This is a genomic window from Spirabiliibacterium pneumoniae, assembly GCF_014884995.1.
GTDB lineage: Bacteria > Pseudomonadota > Gammaproteobacteria > Enterobacterales > Pasteurellaceae > Spirabiliibacterium > Spirabiliibacterium pneumoniae.
This window is the reverse complement of sequence record NZ_JABMII010000005.1, coordinates 41315-56692: the sequence shown is the minus strand read 5'-3', so window position 1 is coordinate 56692 and position 15378 is coordinate 41315. Positions and strand designations below refer to the sequence as shown.

General features: G+C 45.3%; 15 protein-coding genes. 5 read left to right on the top strand and 10 right to left on the bottom strand.

The genetic code is table 11. From position 1 onward, the window contains the following. Positions 1 to 9: 9 nt before the first annotated feature. Positions 10 to 951, bottom strand: a complete 942-nt coding sequence (locus tag HPC38_RS04640) for a Kdo(2)-lipid IV(A) acyltransferase (RefSeq protein ID WP_208120116.1) — start codon at positions 949 to 951, stop codon at positions 10 to 12. A gap of 141 nt (positions 952 to 1092) precedes the next feature. On the opposite strand from HPC38_RS04640, the gene hldE reads away from it, so the two are divergent. The 3 genes from hldE (at position 1093) to trxA (ending at position 3956) form a co-directional block, all read left to right on the top strand. Then, entirely contained in the window at positions 1093 to 2520 is a 1428-nt protein-coding gene (hldE, locus tag HPC38_RS04635) for a bifunctional D-glycero-beta-D-manno-heptose-7-phosphate kinase/D-glycero-beta-D-manno-heptose 1-phosphate adenylyltransferase HldE (protein WP_208120115.1), read from the top strand. A 9-nt stretch (positions 2521 to 2529) separates the two neighbouring features. Further along, positions 2530 to 3522: a 2-hydroxyacid dehydrogenase gene (locus HPC38_RS04630; RefSeq protein ID WP_208120114.1), complete on the top strand. Its 993-nt coding sequence runs from the start codon at positions 2530 to 2532 to the stop codon at positions 3520 to 3522. 107 nt (positions 3523 to 3629) lie between these two features. After that, the gene (trxA, locus tag HPC38_RS04625; RefSeq protein WP_208120113.1) at positions 3630 to 3956 is read left to right on the top strand and encodes a thioredoxin; all 327 of its coding nucleotides are present in this window, start codon (positions 3630 to 3632) and stop codon (positions 3954 to 3956) included. 85 nt (positions 3957 to 4041) lie between these two features. Here trxA and sppA read toward each other — a convergent pair whose 3' ends face one another. Next, on the bottom strand, positions 4042 to 5904 hold the full coding sequence (gene sppA / locus HPC38_RS04620) for a signal peptide peptidase SppA (protein ID WP_208120112.1): 1863 nt from the start codon (positions 5902 to 5904) through the stop codon (positions 4042 to 4044). Positions 5905 to 5983: 79 nt separating this feature from the next. Here sppA and HPC38_RS04615 point away from each other — a divergent pair, with 79 nt between their 5' ends. Then, positions 5984 to 6535 carry a nitroreductase family protein gene (locus HPC38_RS04615; protein ID WP_208120111.1) on the top strand — a complete coding sequence of 184 codons (552 nt, stop codon included), beginning with the start codon at positions 5984 to 5986 and terminating at the stop codon, positions 6533 to 6535. On the opposite strand, the gene HPC38_RS04610 is transcribed toward HPC38_RS04615, so the two are convergent. Next, positions 6522 to 7412 carry a helix-turn-helix domain-containing protein gene (locus tag HPC38_RS04610; RefSeq protein ID WP_208120110.1) on the bottom strand — a complete coding sequence of 297 codons (891 nt, stop codon included), beginning with the start codon at positions 7410 to 7412 and terminating at the stop codon, positions 6522 to 6524. The genes HPC38_RS04615 and HPC38_RS04610 overlap by 14 nt on opposite strands. Before the next feature lie 127 nt (positions 7413 to 7539). Here HPC38_RS04610 and HPC38_RS04605 point away from each other — a divergent pair, with 127 nt between their 5' ends. Then, entirely contained in the window at positions 7540 to 7878 is a 339-nt protein-coding gene (locus HPC38_RS04605; protein ID WP_208120109.1) for a carboxymuconolactone decarboxylase family protein, read from the top strand. Between the two features lie 50 nt (positions 7879 to 7928). On the opposite strand, the gene HPC38_RS04600 is transcribed toward HPC38_RS04605, so the two are convergent. From HPC38_RS04600 to HPC38_RS04570, 7 genes are all read right to left on the bottom strand, one after another. Continuing rightward, on the bottom strand, positions 7929 to 8897 hold the full coding sequence (locus HPC38_RS04600; RefSeq protein ID WP_208120108.1) for a DUF1266 domain-containing protein: 969 nt from the start codon (positions 8895 to 8897) through the stop codon (positions 7929 to 7931). A 21-nt stretch (positions 8898 to 8918) separates the two neighbouring features. Continuing rightward, positions 8919 to 9758, bottom strand: coding sequence for a 3-deoxy-8-phosphooctulonate synthase (gene kdsA, locus HPC38_RS04595; protein WP_208120107.1), 840 nt, complete (start codon positions 9756 to 9758; stop codon positions 8919 to 8921). Positions 9759 to 9808: 50 nt separating this feature from the next. Then, positions 9809 to 10804, bottom strand: coding sequence for a murein tripeptide/oligopeptide ABC transporter ATP binding protein OppF (gene oppF / locus HPC38_RS04590; protein WP_328805236.1), 996 nt, complete (start codon positions 10802 to 10804; stop codon positions 9809 to 9811). Then, entirely contained in the window at positions 10804 to 11784 is a 981-nt protein-coding gene (gene oppD / locus HPC38_RS04585; RefSeq protein ID WP_208120105.1) for an ABC transporter ATP-binding protein, read from the bottom strand. Before oppD ends, oppF begins: the two co-directional genes overlap by 1 nt. A gap of 11 nt (positions 11785 to 11795) precedes the next feature. Continuing rightward, positions 11796 to 12707, bottom strand: coding sequence for an oligopeptide ABC transporter permease OppC (oppC, locus tag HPC38_RS04580; RefSeq protein WP_208120104.1), 912 nt, complete (start codon positions 12705 to 12707; stop codon positions 11796 to 11798). A 22-nt stretch (positions 12708 to 12729) separates the two neighbouring features. Continuing rightward, complete coding sequence (gene oppB, locus HPC38_RS04575; protein WP_208120103.1) at positions 12730 to 13650, bottom strand: oligopeptide ABC transporter permease OppB; 921 nt, start codon at positions 13648 to 13650, stop codon at positions 12730 to 12732. A 77-nt stretch (positions 13651 to 13727) separates the two neighbouring features. Continuing rightward, positions 13728 to 15368 carry an ABC transporter substrate-binding protein gene (locus HPC38_RS04570; RefSeq protein WP_208120102.1) on the bottom strand — a complete coding sequence of 547 codons (1641 nt, stop codon included), beginning with the start codon at positions 15366 to 15368 and terminating at the stop codon, positions 13728 to 13730. Between the last annotated feature and the right edge of the window lie 10 nt (positions 15369 to 15378).

Sequence of the window (15378 nt, the reverse complement as noted above, 5' to 3'; positions counted from 1 at the left end):
CTTTGAGTTTTAATCATCGTAGTATGGCGGCATACCCTCCTCAGGGCGCGTTTTGAAACGGCGGTGTAGCCACATATATTGCGTGACATCTTTTTCAATTTCATGTTCAACCACTTTGTTCATTTGGGTGGCGACTTGTATCTTGCTTTCGCCACGGGTAAATAAAACAGGTGGTGAGATGGATACATGGTAGCCACTGCCGTCGTGCTGGCGCAATGGGGCGAATGGCACGATGGTTGCATTGGCATTTGCTTTGAGTAAGAAATAGGTGCCTGTGGTGGTGGCGGCATCACTCACGCCAAAAAAAGGCACAAAGACTGCGTTTTTCCGCCCATAATCGTGATCGGGCGCATACCATACAGTTTCGTTATTTTTTAAGGCATTTAACACGCCACGCAGGTCTTTACGATCAAGCAACAATTTGTTAGAACGAATGCGGCCACGGTATTGAATCCAGTCAAAAACAGGGTTGTCGTTTGGGCGATAAACGCCCACACCAGGGTGCTGCATACCGATAATCCGAGCCCCCAATTCAAGGGTTAAAAAATGTATGCCCACTAACACAATGCCGCCTTGACTGTGGGCTTTTAAATGTTCAAGTCCCGAGATGGTTGACCATTTTTTAATACGCCAATCAGGCCAAAACCACGCCATGCCTGTTTCAATGATCGCCATACCCACCGCACGCAGGTTTTGCGCCAAGATTTCTTCACGCTCTTGAGCTGATTTTTGCGGGAAGGCTAATTCAAGATTACGTCGTGCGATGCGCGCGCGGCGTTTACCGATTTTAAGGCGAATAAACAGCCAACTTAAACCGTGTCCCAGTTTGAGCAGCACAGGGTAGGGTAGCCATAAAATCAGGCGAAACAGCCCAACGCCAAGCCACAAAAGCCAATAGCGTGGATGTAAAAAAGCCAGTTTAAATGGCGGAAGGTGGTGTTTATCACTCATAGGGTATCCTTGTTTGAAAACGCTATTTTACCGAAGATGACAAAAAAGATAAACCAATGCAGGCAAATTGCGCATCAGGGCGTGATTTTTCTGTCAGCGCGGGGGAAATATGTTAAAATCAGCAAAAAATTTGGAGCAGGTATGACGCAATATATCACACAGTTTAATCATGCCAGTGTGCTGGTGCTCGGCGATGTGATGTTGGATCGCTATTGGTTTGGCGCAACGCAACGCATTTCGCCAGAGGCGCCAGTGCCTGTGGTGCAGGTCAATCGTAATGAAGAGCGAGCAGGTGGCGCCGCGAATGTGGCGATGAACGTTGCTGGGCTGAATGTGGCGGTGAAGTTGCTGGGGCTGGTGGGCAATGATGAGCCTGCGCAGACTTTATCCACCATGCTAAGTGAGGCGAATATTGAATGTGATTTTGCCCATGTTGCCTCGCATCCAACCATCACCAAATTGCGTATTCTGTCGCGCCATCAACAATTGCTGCGCCTTGACTTTGAAACGCCTTTTGAACAAGGGCAAAGTGCGGTTTTATTGGATAAATTAAAAGCTGCCGCACCGCACTTTGGTGCGCTGGTGCTTTCTGATTATGGCAAAGGCACGCTGCACAGCGTACAAGAGATGATTGCCATTGCCAATGCGCATAATTTGCCCGTATTGATTGACCCCAAAGGCACTGATTTTGCCCGTTATCAAAATGCAACCTTGTTGACGCCGAATTTATCGGAATTTGAGGCTGTGGTGGGCGTGTGTCACGATGATGAAACATTGTGTGCCAAAGGGCTTGCATTGATTGAAGAGCTTAATCTTAAAGCGCTTTTGATCACCCGCTCAGAAAAAGGTATGACCTTGCTGCAACTCAATCACCCTCCTTTGCATTTGCCAACCCAAGCCAAAGAAGTGTTTGATGTCACTGGCGCAGGTGATACCGTGATCAGTGTGCTGGCAACGGCGATAGCCGACGGTCGCAGTCTGGAAGAAGGCTGTTATCTCGCAAACGTTGCGGCGGGTGTCGTGGTCGGGAAAGTGGGCACCTCGACCATCAGCCCTGTTGAACTGGAAAATGCGGTGCATCAACGCACGGAATCAGGCTTTGGCGTGGTGGATAAAATGCAGTTGCAGCAATTGGTGCGTGATGCCAAAGCGCGCGGTGAGAAAATTGTCATGACCAATGGCTGCTTTGATATTCTCCATCCAGGCCATGTGTCATATCTTGAAAATGCCCGCAAACTGGGCGATCGCTTGATTGTAGCGGTAAACAGCGATGACTCTGTGCGTCGCCTGAAAGGCGAAACGCGCCCAATTAATGATTTACAGGCGCGTATGGCAGTGTTGGCAGGCTTGGCGTCGGTCGATTGGGTTGTACCGTTTGAACAAGACACCCCACGTGATCTGATCGCCGATATTCTGCCAGATTTGCTGGTCAAGGGGGGCGATTATAAGCCCGAAGAGATTGCTGGCAGCCAAGAAGTTTGGGCGAATGGTGGCGATGTGCAGGTGTTGAATTTTGAAAATGGTTATTCCACCTCAGGCGTGGTAGAAAAAATTAAATTACAAGGTTAGGAGTTAGCGATGAAAGTTGTGGTGTACAGCACAAAAAAATACGATAAAAATTATCTTGAACTAGTGAATGTAAAATATGGATTTGAGTTGGAATTTTATGATTTTATGCTCACTGAACGCACCGCCAAAATGGCAGAAGGGGCAGATGCGGTGTGTATTTTCGTCAATGATGTGGCGGATCGTCGTGTGCTTGAGCGGCTGAAATCCTTAGGCATTGGCATTGTGGCGCTGCGTTGTGCAGGATTTAATAATGTTGACATTGAGGCTGCCGCCGAGCTTGGCATCAAAGTGGTGCGCGTGCCGGCTTATTCGCCTGAGGCAGTCGCAGAGCATACGGTAGGCTTAATGCTCACGCTTAATCGCCGTATCCACCGCGCCTATAACCGCACGCGCGATGCTAATTTTTCCCTTGAAGGATTGATGGGGTTTAATATGTATGGGCGTACTGCGGGGGTTATCGGCAGTGGTAAAATTGGGATTGCCGTAATGCGTATTCTCAAAGGGTTAGGCATGAACTTGCTGACCTATGATCCCTACGAGAACCCTCTGGCGATAGAATTGGGTGCAAGATATGTAGATTTAGATACGCTTTACCATCAATCCCATGTGATCACGCTGCATTGCCCTGCCACCCCTGAAAACTACCACATGCTCAATAAAGCGGCGTTTGACAAAATGCGCGACGGCGTGCTGATTGTTAACACCTCGCGTGGTTCGTTGATTAACACTAAAGATGCGTTGCAGGCGTTGAAATCGCGTAAAATTCGTGGCCTTGGCATTGATGTGTATGAAAATGAACAGGGTTTGTTTTTTGAAGACAAATCCAATGATGTGATTCAAGACGACACCTTCTCATTGCTGGCGGCCTCGCATAATGTGTTGATGACAGGCCATCAGGCTTTTTTAACCGAAGATGCCATCACTAACATTGCGGAGGTAACATTGCGCAATATTGCTGATGTCGTGCTGAATATCCCTTGTGCCAATGAGGTGAAGCCCTAAGGCAGTTGCATAAAAGTGCGGTTTAGTCTTATTTGTACTGCAAGACTTGAAAAATCGTGCATTAGCCCTTATCCTGATAGCATCACTAAACAGTAAAGGATGGAAAAATGAGTGAAGTATTACATGTAACAGATGCCAGTTTTGAAAAAGACGTTTTGCAATCCGACATCCCTGTGGTATTGGATTTTTGGGCACCGTGGTGTGGCCCTTGCAAAATGATTGCGCCAATTTTAGATGAAATTGCAGCAGAATTAGGTGGCAAAGTGAAAATTGCTAAAATTAATGTTGATGAAAACCAACTGGTTGCCGCTAAATTTGGTGTGCGTAGCATCCCGACCTTGGTGATTTTCAAAGAAGGTAAAGCGGTAAACACACAAGTGGGTGCCTTGCCGAAAACACAATTGACTGCATTAATTGAAAAATCAATTGCGTAATGTCGAACTCATGCAAAAGTCTCTCGAAATGAGAGGCTTTTTTGTGTAGACTGACCGCACTTTTGTATCAAAGTGCGGTTTTGTTTTATTGTAACCCGCAGTCTAAGCAGTACAGATATTGCCCGTTAGGGTCGTTGAAGTGGCTCAGCGTGCCCAATTGCTGCGCTGCCATGCCCAGTGGAGATTGCGGTGTGATGCCAAACGCATTAAGCACGATCTGCTTGGCTTTGGCTTGCCCATCACTAAGCAGTTTGCCCAGCAGGCTGTCGTCTTGTTCAACGAACCATTGCACTTTCACATGCTCGGCGTTGGCTAGCCCTGCTTGGGTGCGTTTTGCATTGATCAGCGTGATGGTTTCATCCACTGCGGTGTTGAAATCGCCCAGTTGATCGACCAATTTTTTATCAAGTGCGGTTTGCCCAAGCCAAACTTGCCCTTGCGCCACGCTATCAACTTGCTCACGGCTCATATGCCGCCCTTGTGCCACAAGGGTTAAAAATTGTTGATAACCATGCTCAATACTCAGCTGTAAATATTCTTCCACCGCTTTTGGCAGTGGATTGGTTAGCGCCACTTGGCTCAGCGGGCTGGTGGCGACACCGTCGCTGTGAATGCCAAGTTTAGCCAAACTTTTTTCCACGGTGAAAAAGGCGGAGAAAATCCCAATGGAGCCTGTCAGCGTGTTAGGGCTTGCGATGATTTTATCGGCATTGGCTGAAATCCAATAGCCTCCAGAGGCTGCCATGCCGCCCATTGATACCACCACAGGCAAACCTTTGGCTCTAAGGGCTTGTAGAGATTGACGAATTAACTCGCTAGCAAAGGCGCTGCCGCCAGGGGAGTTAACCCGCAAAATCAGCCCTTTCACGCTGTCATCACGGCCAACGCGCTCAAGTTGTTCAACCACGCTGTCGCCACCCACCGCTTGCGCTGTGCTGTAACCATCAATGATTTCACCTTCCACATTGACGACAGCAATTTTATTTTCAGCGTCAATATCAAAACGACTTGGCAGCAGGGCAACATAATCGCTGAGCGTGATGTGTTGATAGTGGCCATCCTCATCTTTGCCGAATACGCCAGCCAATTCATTGTTAATGGTGTGATCATCTGCCAGCGCGCTGACAAAATGATGATTCAAGGCATATTGCGCGCTGTCGCCATCATTGGCTTTGAGCTGAGCGATCAGCTGTGCGGGCTCAGGTAAAATCGCACTTTGTTCAATGTTGCGGTTTTGTGCGATGGTGCGCTCGTAGTTTTGCCACAGTTGGTTTAGCCAAAGTGCGGTATTGGCTTTGGCTTCGACTGACATATCATCACGCATAAATGGCTCGACAGCGGCTTTATAGGTGCCCACGCGGAAGATATGCGGGGTGACATCGAGCTTATCTAACAAAGATTTGAAAAAGAGCGTGTTCGTTGCCACGCCTTGTAACTCCACTTCACCAACAGGGTTAAGAAAAATTTTATCAGCGTAGCTTGCCAGCAGATATTGTTTTTGCGAATAATTATGCCCTAGCGCATACACAGGCTTGCCGCTGGCCTTAAAGTCTTTTAACGCATCACCGATAAACTGCAAAGAGGGCACATCTCCGCCGATAAAATAGTTGAGATCCAACACAATGCCTTTAATACGATCATCCCGCTGCGCTGTTGTAATCGCATTCACCACATCAAAGGTTGAAATTTGGCGTGGCATATTGCGCTCATCAAATTCTTGCAATAAGCCCAAAACATCGCGTGTTGGGCGATTGTCAGCTAAAAAGCCATCTAAGTTGAGCACCAGTGCGCCAGCAGGCTCGGGAATGTCGCTGCTACTGCGGATAAAAAGTGCGGTTACGCCAAAACACAGCAGCACAAACAGCACGAAAAAGACATTCAACACCAAATCGCGCACAAAGCACAGCGCGCGCCACACGAAACGCAGCAATGAAAGGATCGCTTGCATAAAATTCCTTAGTGATTGATTAAAAATGGGGTATATTGTATCAATAATTTTGTGAAAACATAGCCTTAAGGAGTAAAAAATGCACGCTTTGGATCTCTTGCTACAACGCCGTTCAAACAAAAAACTCATTGCCCCTGCGCCGAATGCCGAGCAGCTGGAAAAAATGATCCAAGCGGCAATGCACGCACCTGATCATGGCAAACTCAAACCTTACCGTTTTGTGGTGATTAATGAAGCAGCACAAGATAAACTGGAATCTTTACTCGTTGATGCGGTTGAGGAGCTAAATCTTGGAGAGGAGCGCAAAGCCAAAGCGCATAGTGTGAGCCATCGCGCGCCGATGATGATTGCGGTGGTGGCTAAAATTAACCCTGATCTCGAAAAAGTGCCAGGTTGGGAGCAAATGCTGTGTGCGGGGTGCGCCACCTATGGCTTGCAATTAGCGGCTAATGCGCAAGGTTTTGATAATGTGTGGGTAACTGGCCCATGGGTGGAGGGAAGTGCACTGCGTGCAGCACTGGATTGCAAGGAGCACGACAAAGTGGTGGCGCTGGTAATGGTTGGCACGGCAGAAAATAAAAGCGATGCCTGCCGTGAATATGCTATTGATGACTATCTCAGCTATCTTTAGTCTGTGCACGATAGCGGCTAGGTGACACACCTGCGTGGGTTTTGAACACTTTAGAGAAATGGGACTCCGACTGATAGCCTGCTTCAAGTGCGATGTTGAGCACTGATTTATTGGAGTTTTTCAGCAGCATTTGCGCTTTTTGCATTCTTAAATCCAGTAAAAATTTACCCGGCAGCGTGTTGGTTTTTTGCTTGAACAGGCGAATAAAATTAGCACGCGACATCGCGCACAGCTCGGCAAGTGTCACCATATTCCATGGTTTTTCAGGGTGTTTCAGCATGGCATCCACAGCGTGAAACAGCCGTTTGTCTTGTAGTGCGGCAAAAATGCTGTGCCCGAGCGCATCGCCACGGTGAATATAATCGCGAATTAAATAGGTCAACAGCACATGACACAAGCCGTTGATAATTGCATGGGAACCGAGTTGCGCTTTAGCCTCTTGCTGTAAAATCATCACAATCGGCATCGTCACTGTCTCTTGACCAGAGAGAATCCAATAATCGGGCATCACTTTAGGCAACAGCGCGCTTTGCGTGTAGTCAAAATAGCCACAAAACATCTCAAAATCGTATTCTTCACTGCTTTGATGCAGCTCAAACACCCCGTGTGAACGGGGTTTAAGGGCGTTGTTGACCGCACTTTGTGTTGATGTGCCGAGCAAATGACACAAGCCATTTGGAAAAAAGAGAATGTCACCTTTTTGCAACTGGTGGGTTTGCTTGCCAATTTGTACGCGACATTGCCCAAGTGTAATGATGTGAAATACACCACGTGGCTGTGTTTCATGGCGAAGCTGCCACTCACCACAAAAGCGGCAGAGCACATTGATTTCCCCACGCACATCGGCGAGCTGAATCAAATTATCGAGATAGTCCATCAAAATCGCCCTTTATATTAAAAAACCAAAAATTGATACTATTTAGCAAGAATTTATGTCCTAAAGTATCAATAATACCCTCAGTCAATCACGAAGTGAAACACTTTAGTTAAGTTAAGGAGAAATTATGTTTACAGATTGGAAAAACCACACCGCATTGGTGAAAAAAGCGTTTGGCAAATTGGGCCAAAAACACCCTAAAATGCTTCAAGCCTACGGCGCATTAAGCAAAGCTGCCGCTGAAGGCGATGTGCTGGATGCCAAAACCCGTGAGCTGATCGCACTCGCTGTGGCCGTAACCACTCGCTGTGAAAGCTGCATTTCTGTTCACGCGCAAGAAGCTGTTAACGCGGGTGCCACTGAAGAAGAAGTGGCTGCGGCTTTAGCCACAGCAATCGCATTGAATGCAGGTGCTGCTTACACCTATTCATTGCGCGCATTGGAAGCTTTTGAAGAGCAAAAATAATTTTTGATTTAAAATAAAACCGCACTTTGCAAAGTGCGGTTTTTTCTGTTTTATTTTTCCCCTTGAGCCAAAATGAAGGCTCGCAGTTCATCCAAGTTAGCTTCACGCAGCGGACTTGTCGGCTCATTTAACAGGCAAGATACCGCAAAAACACGTTGTTTAACCAATGAATATGCCAACACATCTAATTTTGCACGCGCCGCCCAGTCGATAAATGTGATTAAATACGAATAGCCCAACTGCTGCCATGTTTGATAATTGCCTGCTAAATACACTGCCGCAGCGCGCAGCATATTACGCGCCTGTGGTTCTTGGATAAAGCCGAGCGTGAAACATGCGCGAGTCAGCCAGATAAAGCGCACTAATTCAGAGCCAGCGCTATTGACATTCCTATCTTGCTCAGCAATCAGATAGCCAAAATCACGTAGGCATTGATCATATTGTTTAAAGTGCGGTATGCTGCTGATCATCTGTTCTTCTTGATGCAGCACAGATTGCCAAAGCGCTTGCATAGCAGTCATCGCACTGTCGTTATCGGTGACTTTCCATGAAGTTTGTAACATCGCTTTCAGCTCAGTTAAACCTGCATCATTGGGTTTCATGCCTTCAAGGGCGTTGAGATACATCGCATCTGTGCCTGTTAAAGCGTAATGCGGATTGCGCTCAAGCTCAATTAAAGCACTATTTTGATTTGAGCAAATTAACGTCACTTCATAAAAACTTTCTGCCAGCGCGGCAAATTCTTCCGCTTTATTTTGCAAGGCAAAGTGCGGTTTGGCAGTTTTCAACGTGCCAAAAAAGCACCGCCCCAACGGCTGATTGGCTCTTTTGACAAAAAGCAAGCTGAGAAATACCTTAAACGCCGTATAAAGCCCCAAAATCACCAACCCAATGATTAGCACCCAGCGTGGTAATGCTTGCGAAGGCGATATAAAGGTGAAATAGCATAAAAATAATAGCGCCAATAATGGCATCAAAAAATTAAATTGCTTTAAATACAAGCGCTGCTTGAGGTTCATGATAATGCTCTCTATTTTATCTTATCTTATTTCAAGCGTATCAAATGATTTCACCACATCATCCACAGCTTTTACGCGGGTTAAAAAGTCTTCCAACAGGTTCAATGGCAGTGCACTTGGCCCATCACATTTCGCTTTGTCTGGATTAGCGTGAGATTCTAAAAATAACCCAGCTAAGCCTGTAGCCATGCCTGCCAGCGCTAAATCAAGCACTTGGTCACGACGCCCGCCAGAGGCCGCCGCACCTGCTTCACGTTGTTGCAATGAGTGAGTGACATCAAAAATAATCGGCAAATTGTCACACACCTTTTTCATCACCCCAAAGCCGAGCATATCTACCACCAAATTGTCGTAACCAAAATTGGCGCCACGCTCGCACAAAATCAAATCATCGTTACCCGCTTCATTGAATTTTTCCACAATGTTTTTCATCTGGTGCGGGCTTAAAAATTGTGGCTTTTTAATATTGATAGTGCGCCCCGTTTTCGCCATCGCCACCACCAAATCGGTTTGGCGCGCCAAAAATGCTGGCAACTGCAGCACATCGCATGTTTCCGCAACTGGTTCACACTGCCACGGTTCATGCACATCCGTGATCACAGGCACATTAAACTCACGTTTCACTGCTTGAAAGATTTTCATCCCCTCATCAAGCCCCACCCCGCGATAAGAGTGGATTGAAGAGCGGTTCGCCTTGTCAAATGAAGCCTTGAAAACATACGGAATGCCTAGTTTATTCGTCACCTTGACATATTGCTCACAGGCGCGCAGCGTAGAATCCAAATCTTCCAGCACATTAATGCCACCGAAGAGCGTGAAGGGGGAGGTGTTTGAGAGTATGATTGTATTTCTAGTAGACATTCTTTTTCCTTACTATGATTTAAAAGTGCGGTCAAACCGCACTTTATGTTTTATATTGCCACTTTGTCGCATGCCACTTGATGGTGTTCTGAGCCTTTGAGTTCAGGTTTATTCAGGGCGCAGGCGCTGTCAGCCAGTGGGCAGCGGGTGCGAAATACGCAGCCAGTGGGTGGGTTAATTGGTGACGGCAGATCCCCTTCAAGCAATTGAATATGTTTGTTGCGCTCAAGGTTAGGATCAGGAATGGGCACAGCTGACATCAGTGCTTTGGTGTAAGGGTGCTTGGTGTCGGTGTACACTGACACATAATCGCCTAATTCGACGGCATTGCCTAGATACATTACCAATACGCGATCAGAAATATGCTTGACCACGGCTAAATCGTGGGCGATAAAAATTAACGATAGCCCCATTTCTTTTTGTAATGATTTTAAGAGGTTGACCACCTGCGCTTGAATAGACACATCCAGTGCGGAGACAGGTTCATCACAAATAATCAGTTTCGGTTCAATGATTAGTGCGCGTGCAATCCCAATGCGTTGGCATTGTCCACCAGAAAATTCATGCGGATAGCGGTTGACTAAGTTGGGCAATAATCCAACTTTTTCCATCATCGCTTGTACTTTGGCTTTAACCTCTTTGCGGCTCAGTTTGGGCTGATAGTTTTTTAATGGCTCAGAGATAATATCACCAATCGTCATGCGCGGATCGAGCGATGCGAGTGGGTCTTGGAATATCATTTGAATGTCGTTGCGAATGGCATGCCATTGCTTTTGACTTTGCTTGCTTAAATCTTGCCCAAGCCACACCATTTTTCCACCTGCCGATGGAACAAGCCCAATAATGGCGCGCGCTAGCGTAGATTTACCACAACCTGATTCACCTACGATACCCAGTGTTTCACCTTGGTAAAGTTTGAACGACACATGATTAACCGCTTTGAGCGTTTGTGTTTTGGTAAAAAAGCCTTTTTTTTCATTTTTAATATGGAAATGAACGCTGAGGTTGTCCACTTCCAGCAGTAATTTTTTATCGATTTCAGACATTATATTTCTCCCACAGGAATAAAGCATGCACGTAGGCGATTACCGTCAAATCGGGTTAGCTCTGGTGTTTGCATACATTGCGCACTGGCGCGTCGGCAACGTGGTTGGAATGGACAGCCACCTGGCAAATTAAGCAAATTTGGTGGGTTGCCTGGAATGGTGGTGAGATGGTGACTCTCTTCATTGAGCTTGGGCACTGCTTCAATCAGCCCAATGGAGTACGGATGTGTTGGATTGTAGAAAATCTGTTCCGCATTGCCATATTCCATCGTGCGCCCTGCATACATCACCAGCACGTTATCACAAATACCCGCCACAACCCCTAAGTCATGGGTGATCATGATGATCGCCGTATTAAATTCCCGCTTTAGCTCGTTAAGCAATGTCATGATTTGTGCTTGCACCGTCACATCAAGTGCGGTTGTTGGCTCATCAGCAATCAGTAATTTCGGCCGACAGAGCAAAGCCATGGCAATCATAACACGCTGGCGCATGCCGCCTGAAAATTCGTGTGGATACATCTCCATGCGCTTTTTCGCCTCGGGCATTTTCACGGCATCAAGCATGGCGAGTGATTCATTGTAGGCCGTTTTTTTATCCATGCCTTTGTGCAGCATTAAAACTTCCATCAGCTGATCTTTGATTTTCATATAAGGGTTCAGCGATGTCATGGGGTCTTGAAAGATCATGGAAATTTGTTCAGCGCGAAAGCGATTTAATTCACGCTTTGGCAAGTTTAGTATTTCTTTGCCATTAAATTTGGCAGAGCCTTCAATTCGACCGTTATCGGCCAGTAAGCCCATAATAGCAAAAGCTGTTTGTGATTTGCCTGAGCCTGATTCTCCCACAATGCCGAGCGTTTGCCCCGCTTTGAGTGAAAATGTCAGATTGTTGACCGCGGTGACATCACCGTCGTGCGTGCTGAAAATAACACGCAAATTGTTAACATCTAATAGTAAATCTGATTGTGTATTTTGCATTATTATTATCCTTAGCGATCTTTGGGATCAAGCGCATCACGCAGGCCATCGCCGATGAAATTAAAGCAAAATAGCGTGATAACCAAGAACAGAGCTGGGAACACTAGCAGCCATGGCATAAATTCCATTGAGCGTGCGCCGTCGTTTAATAATCCGCCCCAGCTGCTCAGTGGCTCTTGCGTACCTAATCCGAGGAAGCTTAAAAAAGATTCAAATAAAATCATACTTGGTACTAAAAGTGACGCATACACCACCACCACGCCCAACACGTTAGGCACAATGTGCTTCCAAATGATTTTACGAGACGACGAGCCGCACACGATAGCTGCTTCGACAAATTCTTTGCGTTTTAAACTTAATGTCTGCCCACGTACAATCCGTGCCATATCCAACCATGACACCATGCCGATAGCAAGGAATATTAAAAAGATATTTTGTCCAAAAAAGGTGACTAGCAAGATCACGAAAAACATAAATGGAAATGAGTTGAGGATTTCTAAAATCCGCATCATCACAGCATCCACCTTGCCGCCTACATAGCCTGAGGTAGCACCATAAAGTGTGCCAAACAGTACGGCAATTAATGCACCGGCAATGCCAACCATAAGTGAAATGCGCCCACCAATAGCCACGCGCACCAATAAGTCACGACCAGATGAGTCGGTGCCGAAATAGTGCATGGTGTCAAAATCAGGCGGATTTGACATCATACCCCAGTCGGTGTCATCAAATGGGAAAGGGCTGAGCATTGGTGCGAAAATAACAAACAAGGCAATGCACACGAGTACAAACAAGCTCACTAAAGCAGCCTTATTGTGAAAAAATCGACGGCGAGCATCTTGCCATAGGCTGCGTCCTTCAATTTCAAGCGTTTGTTCGGCCACTTTTTGTAATAATTCACTATCATCTTTTTTTGTTAACATAATATTTTCCTTGAATAGTAAATTAGTAGCGAATCTTCGGATCTAAAATCGCGTACAAAATATCCACCACCGCATTAAAGGTGATGGTTAGCGCACCGACTAAAATGGTTAAGCTCAAAACCAATGAGTAGTCGCGGTTAAGTGCGCCATTAACGAAAAGCTGCCCAATCCCAGGTAAGCCAAAAATACTTTCAATTACCATTGAGCCTGTGATGATCCCTACAAAAGCAGGCCCCATGTATGAGATTACGGGCAGCAGAGCAGGACGCAGAGCGTGCTTTAAAATGATTCGGCGTGTAGGAAGCCCTTTTGCTTTAGCTGTACGGATAAAATTAGAGTGCAGCACTTCAATCATTGACCCACGGGTAATGCGTGCAATGCTGGCAATATAAGACAATGAAAGTGCGGTCATCGGTAAAACAATATTGGTGAATTGCCCGCTATTCCAGCCGCCAGCAGGTAGCCAGTGCAATACAATAGCAAAAAATAATACTAGTAAGGGGGCAACAACGAAACTCGGGATCACGACCCCTGTCATCGCAAAAGTCATGATGAGATAGTCAAGCCATTTATTTTGTTTTACTGCGGCTAACGTACCAGCACTGACACCGACCACAAAGGCTACAATGAAAGCAAAAAAACCCAGTTTTAATGACACTGGAAAAGACTCGGCGAGAAGTTGATTTACAGTGAAATCTTTATATTTAAATGATGGTCCAAAATCACCATGGGCAAGGTCAACAAGGTAGTTTCCATATTGGGTTAAAATAGGTTCATTGAGATGATATTTTGCCTCAATATTAGCCATCACTTCGGGCGGATAGGCTTTATCACTTGTAAATGGGCTTCCAGGTGCAAGCCGCATCATAAAAAACGACAGTGTGATCAACACAAAAAGTGTTGGTATCGCTTGAAGCAACCGTCGAAAAATAAGTTTTAGCATAATCGTCTTATCAGTTAGTTAAAAAGGGAAAAGTGCGGTTAAGAATAATCTCGACCGCACTTTGCGATTATTAAATATTAATGTTTAACAATATAAACGTCTTTAAAATAGTAAGACTGCGTTGGGTTAAGCGCAGCAAAACCTTTCACATAGCTTTTTACTAAACGTGGTTGTACATAATGATATACATTGATGGCAGGCATATCTTTATTTAGCAACTCTTCCGCTTTTGCGTAATCCGCAAGACGTTGTTCATCTGTTGGGGCAACTTTAGCATCAGCTAACAGTTTGTCATATTCTGGATTATTATAAAATGCTGTATTTGCAGGGAAGTTTGACAGATAATAATTCAAGAAAGTAGTCGGTTCATTGTAATCTGCGCACCAGCCTGCACGGGCGATATCATAATTACCACTGTGACGGGTATCAATGTAAGTTTTCCACTCTTGGTTTTCAAGTTTTACATTAACAATACCATCAAGATTTTTCTTCCAGATAGAGCTTGCAGCGATAGCCGCTTTTTTATGATTTTCATCGGTATTATAGAGCAGATTGAAGTTCAGTGGATGTGATTTATTAAAACCAGCCTCAGAGAGCAGTTTTTTCGCTTCTTCGTTACGTTGTTGTTGACTCCAATTTGCCCATTCTGGATTTTTAATGCTTTGAGAATCCGCTGTTGATGGTGGTGTAAATACATAGGCAGGGGTTTGACCTTGTGCCAAAACTTTGTCTGTGATGATGTTACGATCAAGTGATAATGCTAATGCTTTGCGAACGCGTGCATCATTAAATGGTGCTTTTTTATTGTTAATTTCGTAGTTATATGTACATAAGATAGGACCAACTACTAGTTCGTTAGGTAATTCTTTTTTTAATTTTGGAAACATTTCAGGCGGTAATGTTTTTCCTGTAATGTCAACTTCACCAGCGCGATAGCGATTCACATCTGTGCTACCTTCAACAATTGGTAAGAAGGTGACTTTGTTTAACACTGTGTGTTCATTATCCCAGTAGTGAGGATTACGAGTTAAAACAATTTTCTCGTTCACTCGATGTTCGTCAAGTTTAAATGCACCATTGCCAACGATATTGCCAGCTTTAGTCCATTGATCACCATATTTCTCAACCGTATTTTTGTTAACAGGGAGTAATACATAATGCTCAACTAATTTATCCACATATGGGATTGGTGCATCAAGATCTAATTGCAGAGTATAATCATCAACAGCTTTAACACCGAGTTCACTAACTGGTTTTTTGCCTTCAGCAACGTCTTTAATATTTTTCATTGAAAGAAATTCAAGATAGGTTTGATAAGGGCTAGCTGTTTTAGGATCAGTTAAGCGTTGCCATGAATAAACAAAATCATGTGCTGTTACGGGTTCGCCGTTTGACCATTTCGCATTATCACGTAAATGGAATGTCCACGTTTTATAGTCATCAGAGTGTTCCCAAGATTTTGCCACACCAGGTAAAATATTGCCTTTTTCATCAGAATTAACTAGTCCTTCATAAAGTTGGTGCGCTAATCCACCTTCGACATCTCCTTGAATTTTTGCTGGGTCCAAACTCGCTGGCTCGGCTGAGTTATTAAAGATGACCTCTTGTTTCTCAGCTAATTCTGTTCCAGCAGGCACTTGAGCGGCAAAAGTATTGGCACACAGTGCACTGACTCCTAGAGCCATAGCAAGGCTAAGGCGTGATAAATGTAATGTCATAATCGATCTC